This is a genomic window from Klebsiella sp. YJ, from assembly GCF_002108615.1.
Lineage (GTDB): Bacteria > Pseudomonadota > Gammaproteobacteria > Enterobacterales > Enterobacteriaceae > Klebsiella > Klebsiella planticola.
This window is the reverse complement of sequence record NZ_MTEG01000028.1, coordinates 20827-35756: the sequence shown is the minus strand read 5'-3', so window position 1 is coordinate 35756 and position 14930 is coordinate 20827. Positions and strand designations below refer to the sequence as shown.

The window sequence follows — 14930 nt, the reverse complement described above, 5'->3', positions numbered from 1 at the left end:
CGCATGCTGAAAATTCTCTTACTCTTCGCACTGCTGATCGCCGGGATCGTTGTCGGCCCGATTATCTCCGGGCACCAGGGCTACGTGCTGATCCAGACCGATAACTACAATATCGAAACCAGCGTAACCGGGCTGGCGATCATCATGATCCTCACCATGGTGGTACTGTTTGCGATTGAATGGCTGTTCCGCCGTATTTTCCGTACCGGCGCCCATACCCGCGGCTGGTTCGTGGGCCGCAAACGCCGTCGCGCACGTAAGCAAACCGAACAGGCGCTACTCAAGCTGGCGGAAGGCGACTATCAGCAGGTTGAGAAGCTGATGGCGAAGAACGCCGATCATGCCGAGCAACCGGTGGTGAACTATCTGCTGGCGGCGGAAGCGGCCCAGCAGCGTGGTGATGAAGCCCGGGCGAATCAGCATCTGGAGCGCGCCACGGAGCTGGCCGGAGACGATTTGATTCCGGTCGAGATCGCGCGCGTGCGCCTGCAGCTGGCCCGCAATGAAAACCATGCGGCCCGCCACGGCATTGATAAGCTGCTGGAGATTACCCCACGGCATCCGGAAGTCTTGCGTCTGGCCGAACAGGCCTATACCCGCACCGGCGCGTGGAATTCACTGCTGGATATCCTGCCGTCAATGGCAAAAGCCAACGTCAGCGATGAAGAGCACCGCGCCGCGCTGGAGCAGCAGGCCTGGATTGGCTTGATGGACCAGACCCTGGCCGATCGCGGAAGCGATGGATTACGTGAGTGGTGGAAAAACCAGAACCGCAAAACTCGCAGCCAGGTGCCTCTGCAGGTGGCGATGGCCAGTCTGCTCATCGAGAGCGACGATCACGATACCGCGCAGCAGATTATTATCGACGGACTGAAGAAGCAGTATGATGACCGCCTGGTGATGCTTATTCCGCGCCTGAAGACGAATAATCCGGAGCAGCTGGAAAAAGTGCTGCGTCAGCAGATTAAATCGGTCGGCGATCGGCCTTTACTGTGGAGCACGCTGGGGCAATCCCTGATGCGCCACGGCGAGTGGCAGGAGGCCAGCATCGCGTTCCGTGCTGCGCTGAAACAGCGCCCGGATGCCTTTGATTATGCATGGCTGGCCGATACGCTCGACCGTATGCATCAGCCAGAAGAAGCGGCATTAATGCGCCGTGATGGCCTGCTGCTAACGCTACAGAACAATCCTCAGCCTTAACCTGCCTTTCCGCTATCGTCTCTTCCAGAGGCGATAGCGCGCTTCTTTTCGCCCTCTTCTGCTCATACCGTTGCGACATAAAAAAACGCCTGCACTGAAACCAGGGCAGGCGTTAAAACAGGTCTGTTTGACAACAAATTGGGTGCTTCACTCAACGTTATGTCCATGGTGTTTGATGAGACGGTACGCTGTATCTCTCAAGCTACGTCGAAGTAGCGTGAAGAACGTGCGTATAAACGCGACATCTGTCAGTGGACGATAAGCACCGTAAACGGCTCTGCATCATTCCTGAGTTTATGAGGCACGAGGGCGAACATAAGAGATGGAATGAGCATCTACCCGTTTATTATCGCACAGGTTCCGTGGAAATTGCATCAGCCACAGCGGTAAATTGGGAGGATTCCGGGCACGAAATTACGCGTTCGCATAGCGCACGGATAGCCGTTTTTTATTCGGGGGATCAGGGAGATAGAAGATTGTCGCGCTACGGCAGAAAACAAAAAACCCCGCCGAAGCGGGGTTCAAAATTGGTCGGCGAGAGAGGATTCGAACCTCCGACCCACTGGTCCCAAACCAGTTGCGCTACCAAGCTGCGCTACTCGCCGATGTACTGCTTTTTGAATTTTTAGTTCAATTCGTTAAAGTCGTGGTGCGAGGGGGGGGACTTGAACCCCCACGTCCGTAAGAACACTAACACCTGAAGCTAGCGCGTCTACCAATTCCGCCACCTTCGCATTTCACAACTCTATCAAATAATGGGGTGGCTAATGGGATTCGAACCCACGACAACTGGAATCACAATCCAGGGCTCTACCAACTGAGCTATAGCCACCACTGCAAATCTTTTCACGCGGCACTGTTAAATTAACAGTCCACCGCAGCTCAAGCACCGGGTTAAATGGTGCGCCCGACAGGATTCGAACCTGAGACCTCTGCCTCCGGAGGGCAGCGCTCTATCCAGCTGAGCTACGGGCGCTTAGCGCCGTTGCGGGGTCGGATAATACGGACTTCCCCCCCCGCTGTCTAGTGCCTTTTTAAATAAAATTTCTGTTTGGTCACGCTTTGTGCACTTTGGCGTTTATTCCGTCGTTTTATCGACATTTCCATGTCGACCGAGACCAAACGCCTTATAAATAAGCGTCACGAGGGCCAGGAAAAGTATTCCGACGAACAGCGACATACGGGTGTCGTCATTAAAGCCCATACCTATCAGCACACAAACCAGAAACGCCATCGTGAAATAGTTGGCCCACGGGAACAGCAGCGAACGGAACGGGTGGCTGGCCATCTCCTCCTGATGCGCACGACGAAAACGCAGCTGACTAATCAGAATCACAAACCACGGCACCATACCCGGCAATACGCTGGCACTGTAAACATAGACGAAGACCCGCTGCGGGTTGGGAATAATATAGTTCAGACAGGAGCCAATCAGCAGAATCAGAATCGACAGCGCGACGCCCACGGCCGGCACGCCATTGCGCGAAACTTTCGCCATTGCCGCAGGCAGTTGCCGGTTGCGCGCCAGCGCGTAGAGCATACGACCGCAGCTGTACATCCCGCTATTACAGCCGGAAAGCGCCGCCGTCAGCACCACAAAGTTGATAATACCCGCCGCCGCAGTAATACCGATTTTCGCAAAGGTCAGAACGAACGGGCTGCCGCCGGAACCAATTTGATTCCACGGGAAAATCGTGACAATCACGAAAATCGCGCCCACATAAAAAATCAGGATACGCCACAGGACCTTGCCCACCGCACTGCGCAGCGTGACCTGCGGATTCTTCGCCTCACCGGCGGTGATGCCGATAAGTTCAACCCCCTGATAAGAGGCCACCACGATACACAGCGCCGTCAGGAATCCTTTCCAGCCGCCGGCGAAAAAGCCCCCGTGTTCGGTCAGATTGCCAAATCCGATGGAGTACCCGCCGTTGCCAAAACCAAAGAAGATCACCCCCAGCCCGACGACGATCATCACGATAATGGTGGTGACTTTAATCATCGCGAACCAGAATTCGATCTCACCATACAGGCGTACTGCGGCCAGGTTTGCCAGCGCCACCAGCCCGACGGCAATAAGCGCCGGTATCCACTGCGCCATATCCGGGAACCAGAACTGCACATACACCCCGATGGCCGTAATCTCCGAGATCCCGACCGCCATCCACATAAACCAATATGACCAGGCGGTAAGATAGCCGAAAAACGGGCTCATATAGCGGTGCGCGTAAACGGCGAATGAACCGGTCACCGGCTCAAGGAACAGCATTTCGCCCATCGAGCGCATGATAAAGAAGACAAATAAACCGGCGATAATATACGCCAGCAGGACCGAAGGACCGGCCCATTTCAGCGTGCTTGCTGCCCCCATAAACAAACCCACGCCAATCGTCCCGCCAAGGGCGATAAGCTCAATGTGTCTGGCCTCCAGTCCGCGCTGGAGTTCCGCTTTTTTCTCTGTCATATAACCTCTTGTGTTTGCCCTGCTTCCGGTTTTTGTTCCTCGTCCATTGAGCGGCACGCCTGAGGGCCGACCTCACCCCACCCGTAGCACAGCGATTCATGCCGTCGGGAGTGACAGGTTTGCCATGGCGCGACCCGCGAATGGTCTTGCCCATATACCGGTTATTTTTATTAATGAATGAAAGGAAATGTCCTTGCCTGCACGACGGCACACGCTGCCCGCCGTGCATTAAGCATGCGAATGGTTAATGAATTTTCAGGAAATGGCAAATAAAGTATCAGGCGAGTGACAGTAGTAAACACAATACGTACGTAAACTCGCCAGTTTGCAGTGGAATATCAGAGCTGACCGGTATAATACCAACGTAAATATCGCAGCAGGCGAATCTGTCTTTTAATCCGACTCGGCTGAGAGACCAAACGATAGAACCACTCCAGACCCAGGTTTTGCCAGAATTTTGGCGCCCGGTGGACATGGCCGGTGAAAACATCGTAGGTGCCGCCAACCCCCATATACAGCGCCTGCGGATAGACCTCCCGGCAGTCGCGCATCAGGATCTCCTGACGCGGCGATCCCATCGCCACGGTTACGATTTTCGCACCGCTATCGCGAATACGCTCAAACAACGCCTGGCGTCGATCGGCAGCGAAATACCCATCCTGACTGCCGACAATATTGACCTTCCAGCGGGCACGCAGCTGCGCCTCCGTCTGTGCCAGCACCTCCGGCTTGCCGCCAACCAGGAAGACCGGGGTCCCCTGTGCGCCCGCCCGTTCCATCAGCGCTTCCCAGAGGTCAGCGCCCGCCACGCGCGAAACCTGAGCCTGAGGGTATTTTTTACGCAGTGAGCGCACGACGCTGATGCCATCGGCATATTTAAACTCTGCGGCTTCAATCAGTGCCCGTACGTCAGGATTATCCTCAACCGCCAGCATCTTCTCTGCGTTGATCGCCACCAGCGTTCCCTGGCGGATAGTGCCGTCCGCATACAAATAGTCCAGCGCGTGCTGCATATTGCGCCAACCAATGAGTTGTAACCCTCTCAGCAGATACAACGGCGCAGAAATAGTCTCAGTCATGTCCATCCTTATCTGACCTGAGGTTGCGAAAGCGGTTTAACCCGCCGGTGAATCAGTCCCGCGCTATCCAGGAACCAGTACAGCAATTTCGCCGCCAGTAAGCAGATACCAAAGATCACGAGGAAAAACACCACGCGGGAGCCAAATGAGTCCAGCCCTTCGCGCGCCAGCACTATCATGTTGAAGATAGCGCCAAAACAGAAACTGTGCAGGATAGCCGCTTTATAACGGTTACTCTCGCGGTTACCCAGCTCATACAGCCAGTCGAACCATTTGATAATCAGTCCGACCGCCACCGCGCCCAGCGGAACAAACCAGATCCCCCCCATCACCACCAGCGAGCCGATCAGCGTCGGCGAGATAGCCAGGCCGGAGTGGTTATTCAGCACTTCCCAGGTAAAGTAGTTAGCGGTATTGAGCACCATCGACGGTCGGCTATGCCACATCCAGCTGGGGATAAAGACGTAGAAATCCCTGATCATCGGCGCCAGCCCCTGGAAGGCTATCTTGTCGTAGTTTTGCAGCAGCAGCGCCAGATTCTCCCACGGCGAAAACGTATCGCGGGTCAGATAGAGGAAGGTATAAAACGCTTCATCGCCGCTGACGTTCATGCCATAGCGCTTAAGCGCCAGCCAGAACATTCCCACAATACCCAGGACGCCAGCCGCCGCCAGCATCCACAGGCTGATCCAGCCGCGAATAATGCCGATAAACAGGAAAATGGCGAAAGCGATAATGATATTCGCGCGGGTACCGCCGACAATGGCATAGGTCAACAGCCCAAACGCCACGGTGCTGAGCAGGAAGAATATCCACGCCTTATAATCCTGGCGCAGGAAATAGACCACCAGCATCGCCGGGATAAAGAAATAGAAAAAGCGCTTCAGCGCCACGCCGGAGACTTCGGCAGAGAAGATCTGACTGTAAGAGTTGAGCTTAAACAGCAGGAAGCCATTGTGGGCAAAGAAAATCCCGACGCACAGCAGCGCTACGCCCAGCAGAATGATCCATGCCAGATGCGTTTCCACGCGGTTCATCGTAAATAGTGGCCGTCGCTGGCTGTCGTGCGTGGCCGAACGCAGACGCGTTTTATAGGTCACGTAATAGACCGCATAGAAACAGACCGACACCAGCAAGGTTTGCAGCAACACGTCCGGCGGAGCAACGCTGACATCAAAGCGGAACACCAGGATACTGGTCAGCGGGAAACCAAAGAAGAAGGTCAGCAGAAACAACAACGAGAAGAACACATTGAAGTTAAAGCGCACGCGGCGAAACTCAAAATACGTCGCGGTGGCGATAAACAGCGTTGACAGCAGCCAGACCACCAGCAGCCCGCAAAATTGCATTAATGTCATGCGTTGACCCCCGCGGCAATCTGCAATGCCTGCTGCCAGCCCGCCAGGTAGTTCGGCCGGAAGAAAGCAATCTGGTTCTTATCAACGCTCGCCAGCTGACGCTGGGCTTCACGCACTACGTCAACATCCAGCGCATCGCCGGTAAACAGCACCGGAATATTCTGCTCCGTCATATCCTGCCAGAACGGGTTTTCCCGGTTCAGCACACAGGGTATCCCTGCCTGAATTAATAAACATAGTGTCCCGATGCCCTGCTGGCGAGCAAACAGGAAATAGCCCAGATCGCAGCGGCGCAGCAGATTCAGATAATCAGGAAACGCCAGCTTCTCACTGAGAATCTGCAGGTGGGTGGCGCTAAACAGCGCAGCGCCCGCTTCACGGACCTCGTTAATATAGTCCGTATTATTTTCCGGATACCCCATCGGCACGATCACGTTTACCGTATCGCCAAATTGCTGATGGATAGCACGCAGCGCCGCAATATGCTCATTACTGCGGTCACCCGAGTTCCCGACCAGAATCGTCAGCGTCTCGGCACGCGGTGCGCTCTCGGCCAGCGAATTAAGCGCCGGATCCATGCGCGTCGGAAAATAGAGCAGTTCTCCGGGCACGCGCGGATGACGGCGAGCGAACCAGCTGAGATCGCCCCGGGTGGCAAAAACGCGCCCGACCCGACTCTGGGCAAGGCGCCGCAGCGGATAGAACAGGCGAAACTTCAGGCTGGACGAATTTTCATACAGGTCGGCCCCCCAGATATGCCAGTTAAACTGGGCAGGACGAATCCCCCCGCTTAGCAGCGCCAGCCACAGCCCGGTATTAAACTGGCCGTGGAAGAAAAAGCGCTGTCGGCGATCGGCTTTTGCCAGAGTTATCACCGCCTGCGCCAGGGATTTTTTTCCGGGATAACAGGTGACAGATAATGCCGGGTAGGCCTCGCGCACTCCTGTTGCATCACCGACGACCATAAACCTACGCGCCTGCTCGTCATGGGCGGCCAGCTCGTCATTAAAGAACCGTAAAACGGTCTGGTTGTGGTGCGGGATATCCGATCCCAGTACATGTATCAGTGCTGTCATGCCCGTTTACGCCAGAGTAAAAACACGCCACTACAAAGGGCGAAATAAACAATATACGTAGCCATATACGCCTGCGCTGCGCCAATCGCGCCATGCGCCGGGATCAGCCAGTGCGAGAATGCGGTCAACAGCGTGAACTGGCTGATTTCCGTTAGTATATAAAAACGCAGCGACGCTTTCGCAATCACCAGATAGCCATAAACATAGGCGCCGACCTTCAGCACATCGCCGACCAGTTGCCAGGCAAACAGGTCGCGCATCGCCGTAAAGCGGTCGGAAAACAGCAGCCAGATGGCAAAGTCGCGCAGTAGCCAGACGGTTAAGCTCGCCACCGCCACCGCCGGAAGGACAAATTTTAATGATTTGCCGATCTCACGGGTAATCTCTGATTTGGCCGTCAATCGGGAGAGCGTAGGCAGCAGATAGACGCTAAACGATGCGGTGATAAACTGCAGGTAGGCATCGGAAATGCTGCTGACCCCTTGCCAGATCCCTACCGCCTCCCAGCCATAATGCTCCGCCAGCAGGTTACGCATCATCACGTAAGCCACCGGCAGCGTCACCGAGGTAATCAGCGCCATCAGGGTAAATTTGGAAAGCTGCCCCGCGAGGCCGTTATCCCAGCGCGGACGCAGCGCGCTGAGCGGGATTGTCCCGCGCCGCCATAGCACGATTGCCGCCGGGATCACCACCAGCGCCGGCACCAGCGCCAGCCCGAGCAGCGCCCCCTGGTAGCCCGCGAAGCGATAGCAGGCGTAATAGGCCACGACGCCAATCAGGCTACCGGCGATCAGCGACAGGGCATTGCCCGCCGCATCGCGAAAACCTTTCATCAAGGCCAGCAGCAGGTTTGCCCAGGCAATGCCCATCTGTACCAGCGCCACCAGTTGCACCAGCCCCTGATAGTGCGTATGGCCGAACAGCCCCTGGCTGACCGGCGCGGCCGCCAGCAGAAAGACCAGCGCCAGCAGCGTTGAGAAGCCAAGCACCATTGCTGAGGAGGTGCCGACGACCTTATTCAGCTGCTGGCGATCGTCATGATGCTGTGCGACCAGTTTGGTGACACCGTTGAAAATACCGGCGCCCGCCAGTACGCCAAGCACGGTCACCAGCTGGCGAAAGTTACCGGCCTGACCAACCCCTGCCGGGCCAAAGGAGACAGCCAGTAGTTTAACCACCAGCAGTCCGGCCCCAATTTTGACCAGCGTGGACGCGGCGGTCCACAGTGAAGCTTTAGCCAGCGACATATCAGGAGAAATAACTCAGCAGCGAATTAATCACCGTACGCTGATTGGCTGACGACAGGTTATAGAACAGCGGCAGGCGCAGCAGGCGCTCGCTCTCCTGGGTGGTATGACGATCGTCACCGCGGAACTCGCCAAAGTGCTCTCCCGCCGGGCAGCTATGCAGCGGGATGTAGTGGAACACCGCCAGAATTTCCGCCTCTTTTAGCCAGGCGATCAGGTTACTGCGATCGTCAATATCGCGCAGCTTAATATAAAACATGTGCGCGTTGTGTCCGCAGTCGGCCGGAATCACCGGCAGATCGATGCGACCAGCCCGTGCCAGTGGCAGCAACGCATCGTAATAGCGCTGCCAGAGCGTTAAACGTTGCTGGTTAATCTGTTCCGCCGCTTCCAGCTGCGCCCACAGGTATGCCGCCTGCAGGTCAGACATCAGATAGCTGGAGCCGATATCGCGCCAGGTGTATTTATCCACCAGCCCGCGGAAGAACTGGCTACGGTTGGTCCCTTTTTCGCGGATAATTTCCGCACGTTCGATCAACTTACGATCGTTAATCAGCGTCGCGCCACCTTCACCGCCGGCGGTATAGTTTTTGGTTTCATGGAAACTGAAACAGCCGATATGCCCGATTGTGCCCAGCGCTCGCCCTTTGTAAGTCGACATGACACCCTGCGCGGCATCTTCCACCACGAACAGATTGTACTTGCTGGCAAGGGCCATGATGGTGTCCATCTCACAGGCCACGCCGGCATAGTGTACCGGTACAATGGCGCGGGTTTTCTCACCGATCGCCGCTTCAATTTTGGTTTCATCGATATTCATCGTATCGCGACGAATATCGACAAAGACGATTTTTGCCCCGCGCAACACAAAGGCGTTGGCGGTTGAGACGAAGGTATAGCTCGGCATAATCACTTCATCGCCCGGCTGGATATCCAGCAGCAGCGCCGCCATTTCCAGCGAAGCGGTGCAGGAAGGCGTCAACAGTGCTTTCGCAGTCCCAAACCGCTGCTCCATCCACTGCTGGCAGCGGCGGGTAAATCCGCCGTCGCCGCACAGTTTTCCGCTGTCCATCGCGGATTGCATATAATCAAGCTCGGTTCCCACCACCGGCGGTGCGTTAAATGGAATCATCATGTCACCTGTATAACCAGTACGCGGTGTTTTCCACATTCGCACCGCTGAGAATATAACGTTTAAGCGCGGCGGTGTTCCCCATCTGGGTTGCCACCCGCAGTGTAGACAGCCCGCGGAGTTCGGCCCAATGCCGTGCGGCCTGCATCAGTTCAGCACCCGCGCCGCGACCGGCCAGCAGGCCGATGCGGGCATCCGTCTCATTGAGCTGACGCAGTGAAACAAAAGCGCGAATGTCGCCATCGGCAGCGCGAAAAATCAGACACTGGTTATCGAACGTCCCCCGCACCGCGTTTTCAATCCACTGGGCGTAGAAACGGCCGCTGGCATCTGCGGCATACCAGGGAGCGCGGAAGCGACTTTGCGCAAAGGCCTGTGCCGCCAGCTCGCGCAGTCGTGGAATCTCTGCCGGCGTAGCCACTTCACAGCCCGCGTCGGCAGACCGACCGACCGGCAGTGCCAGATCGACTTCGCCTTCCACCAGCTGGAAACCCAGCTGCTGTAGCGCATCCAGCCGCACGCCATCATCCGCCGCAATCTTCGCCTGCAAACGCGTCCAGCCGGCCAGCGCCTGAGCGGTCAGCTGCGGGGCGTCATCGCGAAAGCGCACAATCGCGCTCTGGATGCCGAAGAAGCGATTTTCCCACTCCAGGGGTTCAATACTGGCGTGGAGAGACATGGAAGGTATCCTGGTTAGATTGGTCACGGCCAGAAGCTGGCATAAAACACAGGCTTGCGCCGATGACCAGAACCGTTCTCACCGCCACACCCCTTTGGTATCGACAATATAATCCTGCGTCACGCTATCGCCGCTGATGGCTTTAAACTCGTGATGGTCAACCAGCATCACCAGCACATCGGCGTTCGCCAGTGCGTCATCCAGCAAGGCCAGCGTACACAGGCCGTCAAGTTTCGCCGGTAGCTGGTGAATATTGGGTTCCACAACCAGCGTTTCACCGCTGTGCCAGCGGGCGATTTGCATAGCGATAGACATCGCCGGGCTTTCGCGCAGATCGTCGATATTCGGCTTAAAAGCCAGGCCAAAACAGGCGACCTTCAACTCACTGGCGCGTTTATTACTGGCGGCCAGACAATCGGCGACCCGGGCTTTGACCTGCTCGATAACCCAGTCAGGTTTATGGTCGTTAACTTCACGGGCGGTGCGAATCAGCCGCGCCTGTTGCGGGTTTTGCGCCACGATGAACCACGGGTCGACTGCGATGCAGTGCCCTCCTACCCCAGGTCCCGGCTGCAGGATATTCACGCGCGGATGACGGTTTGCCAGGCGAATCAGCTCCCAGACGTTAATGCCCTGCTCAGCGCAGATCAGCGACAGCTCGTTCGCAAACGCAATGTTAACGTCGCGGAAGCTGTTTTCGGTCAGCTTACACATCTCAGCGGTGCGGGAGTTGGTGACCACGCATTCGCCTTCGAGAAAAATTTTATACAGCTCGCTGGCGCGGGCGGAGCAAACCGGCGACATACCGCCGATGACGCGGTCGTTTTTAATCAGCTCGACCATTACCTGACCTGGCAACACGCGCTCCGGGCAGTAGGCAATATTGACATCCGCCGCTTCACCAACCTGCTGCGGGAAGCTCAGGTCCGGGCGCATTTCAGCGAGCCAGGCGGCCATTTGCTCCGTCGAACCCACCGGAGAGGTAGACTCCAGAATCACCAGCGCCCCCTTCTTCAGCACTGGCGCAATGGATTTTGCCGCCGCCTCGACGAAGACCATATCCGGTTCATGCAGATCTTTGAACGGGGTGGGTACGGCAATCAGGTACGCATCCGCCGCAACCGGCTCGGTCGTCGCACATAAATAGCCCTGCTCAACCGCCGTTTTGACCACGCTCGCCAGATCCGGCTCTACGATATGAATCTCGCCACGGTTAATGGTCTCCACGGCATGTTGATTGATATCAACGCCGACCACCCGCTTTTGCCGGGAGGCGAACGCGGCAGCGGTTGGCAGGCCGATATATCCAAGGCCAATCACTGAAATGGTAGAAAAACTCATAGCGTTACCTGATTATTTTTAAGTGCGGACAAAATACGGCGACATGCCTGACCATCGCCGTAGGGATTATGCGCCCGGCTCATTGCCTGATACGCGGCATCATCCTGCAGCAGATGCGTCACTTCAGCGACGATACGCTGGCTGTCGGTCCCGACCAGACGCACGGTACCTGCGGCAATCGCCTCCGGGCGTTCCGTCATTTCACGCATCACCAGTACCGGCTTCCCTAACGATGGCGCCTCCTCCTGAATACCGCCGGAGTCGGTGAGGATCAGCCATGCGCGATCCATCAACCAGACAAACGGCAGATAATCCTGCGGTTCAATTAACATCACGTTATCGATATGACCGAGAATACGGTTCACCGGCTCGCTGACGTTCGGGTTCAGGTGCACCGGATACACAATCTGGACATCGGGATTGCTGGCAGCGATTTCTGCCAGCGCGTGGCAAATTTGCTCAAACCCGCGGCCAAAGCTTTCCCGGCGGTGGCCGGTGACCAGAATCATCTTCTTGCCGTTCGCCAGGAAAGGATAGCGCTGCATCAGTGCGCTACGCAGAGCCTCATCGCCCAGCACCCGATCGCGAACCCAGAACAATGCATCAATGACCGTGTTGCCGGTGACCGTGATATGGTCATCGGTGATATTTTCGCGCAGCAGATTTTGCCGCGAGGTCTCTGTCGGGGCAAAGTGGTACGTTGCCAGATGCCCGGTCAGCGTACGGTTCCCTTCTTCCGGCCACGGCGAGCTCAGATCGCCGGTCCGCAGTCCCGCCTCAACGTGCCCCACCGGGATTCGTTGGTAGAAAGCGGCCAGGCTCGCGGCCATCGTCGTCGTGGTATCGCCATGCACCAGCACGACGTCCGGCTTAAATGACTCCAGGACCGGTTTCAGCCCCTCGAGGATACGACAGGTGATTTCCGTCAGGCCCTGACCTGGCTGCATAATATTGAGGTCGTAATCCGGCACAATAGAAAAAAGTTTCAACACCTGGTCGAGCATCTCCCGATGCTGGGCGGTTACGCACACTTTCGCCTCAAAGTGAGGATCTTTTGCCAGCGCATGAACCAGAGGCGCCATTTTGATGGCTTCGGGTCTGGTGCCAAATACCGTTAGTACTTTCACATCGATTCTCTTCGATTAGGTGATGAAGTTGATTAATGCTTCATCACAGGCCGCATTCACTGGACTCTGCGTCGCGATAATGCAACGCCTGCGCCGATGAGCGCGCCCACGATACCCCACATCACCATCAGAAATACGCGCCGCGGGCTATCGCGTTTTACCGGTTCTTCCGGCGTACGCAAATACCGGTAAGTCTGAAAACGCGGATCTAATGTCGGTCCGACGTTGAGCGTATTCAGCATGGCACGGCTTTGGTCATAGTCGAGATCGTATTCCGGCCCCACCGCTTGCAAATTTTCCAGCCGCGCCTGCAGCATTGGCCTGCCGAGCAAGAACAGCTCGGAATCCGGCAGCTGATCGGCCGGGATGTCCGTTTCACTGCGGGAGATATTGTGCTGCTGCGCCACTTTCAACGCCTCTTCCACGCTGTGGGTACGGCGGTTGAAAATTTCGCGCGCCACCTCTTCCTGGCGCTTCACCTGCGCTTTCATCTGTACGGTGCGGGCCGCCCAGGCGCCTTTCAGCTCGTCATTTAGGTGCCCTGCCGCACGCTGGCTGGCGAAGGCCACGTACTGGCGCAGCAGATTATTGGCATCCGCCGCGGTTTCTGCCGTCAGCTTCACGCTGTCATTAACATTTTTTAGCGGGTCGCCGGGCATGAACTGAATATTGTTAATCAGATCGTCCAGCAGCGCAGCGTCCGCGCGGGCATTGCCCGACTGGCGCTGTTTGTAATAGTCAGTTTGCAACCAAAAATCGCGGCGGGTATCCCAGGACCCCTGCTGCATGATGAACTCTTTGTAGGCTTGATCCATCGCCGACGGCTGGTCGACCGGAACCAGATTGGCTTTAATATCCAGATTGCGTAAGAACTGCTGTTGAGAATAGTAACCGCCCAGCATATTCACGGTTGGCCGATCGGTTATCGCCGTTGCGCTCCACTCCTGGCGAGCAAAGAAGGCGTAAACCAGAACGATCAGCGCAAATAGCACGGCCATGCCGGCGATCCAGATTTTTCCTGCCCATAAGGCGCGAAACAGCCCGCGAATATCCAGCTCATTCTCAACGTTCACTGCTTGTGCTCCCGGTAATGGTTGAGTCATCACGTCCCCAGTTCTACTTGGTTAATTTTGGATTATTGCCGCTGTGTCGCCGTATTCTGCGTCTGATGCGCTTAACCAGTCGCGCCACTTTCCATGCGCGTTTAATGCAGTAGCCATAAAGGAAAAAGGCCAACAAAAAGAGAATTAACATCACCCATTCAGGAACGATACGGGTATATTCCGCCACCACGCCCACCAGCGCCAGTAGCGCGGCCGCCAGGGTGATCAGGACAAACGCCTGTCGGGAAGTAAACCCGGCACGCATGATCAAATGATGAATATGCTGGCGATCCGGAGAGAACGGACTCATACCCTTACGCAGGCGGCGATACATAATCGCCACCATATCCATCAACGGAATCGCAATAATCCACAGGGCGGTCACCGGGCTAATGGGATGCGTTTTGCCCTGGGTCGTTTCCAGCAGAATCCAGATGATGGTGAAGCCAATCATGGTACTGCCGGCATCACCCATAAAAACTTTATAACGACGGCCAAGCGCGCCGAGGTTAAGTAAAATATAGGGCAGAATGGCGGCTATCATCGCAAAACACCACATTGCCAGGCTGTATTGGCCGTCAAACCACAGAATAATGCCGGTTGCCGCAAAGGAGACCGATGACAGACCGCCGAGCAGCCCGTCGATACCATCCACCATATTAAAGGCGTTAATCGCGGCCCAGACGGCGAAAAGGGTGAGGAAGAAGCCAAAGGGGCCGAGGACCAGCTCCCACGAACCAAAAATATAGCCCAGACTACTCAGGTGCAGATTTCCTGCCGTCATCATGACAACGGCAATGGCGGCCTGAATCACCGCGCGAATTTTTACACTGATATCAAACCGATCATCCAGCGCACCGACCAGCACAAGGATGCCGGCGCAGGCCAGATATAAGGATGAATGAGGAATGTAATAATCAGCGATGGCAAAAGTAAAACAAATGCCAGCATAAACTGAGATGCCACCCACTAACGGAACCAAACCCTGGTGCCGTTTTCGATAGTTAGGTTTATCCACTAACCCGACTTTTTTTGCTGCTTTTCGGGCAACAAATATAAAAAGGGTAGTGAATAAGAAAATACTGATTAATTCAGTAATAGCAGTGAGTAAATTCACAACACAT

General features: G+C 56.0%; 12 protein-coding genes and 4 tRNA genes. 1 reads left to right on the top strand and 15 read right to left on the bottom strand.

Translation table 11 applies throughout. The features are described from left to right. Nucleotides 1-3: 3 nt before the first annotated feature. Nucleotides 4-1200, top strand: a complete 1197-nt coding sequence (hemY, locus tag BV390_RS24180; protein ID WP_032690041.1) for a protoheme IX biogenesis protein HemY — start codon at nt 4-6, stop codon at nt 1198-1200. Between the two features lie 528 nt (nt 1201-1728). Here hemY and BV390_RS24175 read toward each other — a convergent pair. From BV390_RS24175 to wecA, 15 genes are all read right to left on the bottom strand, one after another. After that, nucleotides 1729-1805: transfer RNA gene (locus tag BV390_RS24175), tRNA-Pro, on the bottom strand. Nucleotides 1806-1847: 42 nt separating this feature from the next. Then, nucleotides 1848-1934: transfer RNA gene (locus BV390_RS24170), tRNA-Leu, on the bottom strand. 22 nt (nt 1935-1956) lie between these two features. Further along, nucleotides 1957-2032 (bottom strand) — tRNA-His (locus tag BV390_RS24165). A 67-nt stretch (nt 2033-2099) separates the two neighbouring features. Then, nucleotides 2100-2176, bottom strand: a tRNA-Arg gene (locus BV390_RS24160). A 102-nt stretch (nt 2177-2278) separates the two neighbouring features. Continuing rightward, nucleotides 2279-3664 carry a bifunctional threonine/serine APC transporter ThrP gene (gene thrP, locus BV390_RS24155; RefSeq protein ID WP_064385905.1) on the bottom strand — a complete coding sequence of 462 codons (1386 nt, stop codon included), beginning with the start codon at nt 3662-3664 and terminating at the stop codon, nt 2279-2281. A gap of 338 nt (nt 3665-4002) precedes the next feature. After that, complete coding sequence (gene wecG / locus BV390_RS24150) at nt 4003-4743, bottom strand: lipopolysaccharide N-acetylmannosaminouronosyltransferase (protein WP_032690043.1); 741 nt, start codon at nt 4741-4743, stop codon at nt 4003-4005. An 8-nt stretch (nt 4744-4751) separates the two neighbouring features. Next, nucleotides 4752-6101: an ECA oligosaccharide polymerase gene (gene wzyE, locus BV390_RS24145; protein ID WP_032690044.1), complete on the bottom strand. Its 1350-nt coding sequence runs from the start codon at nt 6099-6101 to the stop codon at nt 4752-4754. Continuing rightward, nucleotides 6098-7177 (bottom strand): TDP-N-acetylfucosamine:lipid II N-acetylfucosaminyltransferase, encoded by a 1080-nt coding sequence (locus BV390_RS24140; RefSeq protein ID WP_032690045.1) that lies wholly within the window; start codon nt 7175-7177, stop codon nt 6098-6100. Before BV390_RS24140 ends, wzyE begins: the two co-directional genes overlap by 4 nt. Then, nucleotides 7174-8424 (bottom strand): lipid III flippase WzxE, encoded by a 1251-nt coding sequence (gene wzxE, locus BV390_RS24135; RefSeq protein ID WP_032690046.1) that lies wholly within the window; start codon nt 8422-8424, stop codon nt 7174-7176. Before wzxE ends, BV390_RS24140 begins: the two co-directional genes overlap by 4 nt. 1 nt (nt 8425) lies before the next feature. Continuing rightward, nucleotides 8426-9556, bottom strand: coding sequence for a dTDP-4-amino-4,6-dideoxygalactose transaminase (gene rffA, locus BV390_RS24130; RefSeq protein ID WP_032690062.1), 1131 nt, complete (start codon nt 9554-9556; stop codon nt 8426-8428). A 4-nt stretch (nt 9557-9560) separates the two neighbouring features. Next, nucleotides 9561-10235, bottom strand: coding sequence for a dTDP-4-amino-4,6-dideoxy-D-galactose acyltransferase (rffC, locus tag BV390_RS24125; protein ID WP_032697958.1), 675 nt, complete (start codon nt 10233-10235; stop codon nt 9561-9563). A gap of 78 nt (nt 10236-10313) precedes the next feature. After that, nucleotides 10314-11576 (bottom strand): UDP-N-acetyl-D-mannosamine dehydrogenase, encoded by a 1263-nt coding sequence (wecC, locus tag BV390_RS24120; protein ID WP_032697959.1) that lies wholly within the window; start codon nt 11574-11576, stop codon nt 10314-10316. Next, nucleotides 11573-12703, bottom strand: a complete 1131-nt coding sequence (gene wecB / locus BV390_RS24115) for a non-hydrolyzing UDP-N-acetylglucosamine 2-epimerase (RefSeq protein WP_072000056.1) — start codon at nt 12701-12703, stop codon at nt 11573-11575. The genes wecC and wecB overlap by 4 nt, the downstream gene beginning before the upstream one ends. 56 nt (nt 12704-12759) lie before the next feature. Then, nucleotides 12760-13806 carry an ECA polysaccharide chain length modulation protein gene (gene wzzE / locus BV390_RS24110; protein WP_015585414.1) on the bottom strand — a complete coding sequence of 349 codons (1047 nt, stop codon included), beginning with the start codon at nt 13804-13806 and terminating at the stop codon, nt 12760-12762. Between the two features lie 13 nt (nt 13807-13819). Then, nucleotides 13820-14923: a UDP-N-acetylglucosamine--undecaprenyl-phosphate N-acetylglucosaminephosphotransferase gene (gene wecA, locus BV390_RS24105; RefSeq protein WP_004869531.1), complete on the bottom strand. Its 1104-nt coding sequence runs from the start codon at nt 14921-14923 to the stop codon at nt 13820-13822. Between the last annotated feature and the right edge of the window lie 7 nt (nt 14924-14930).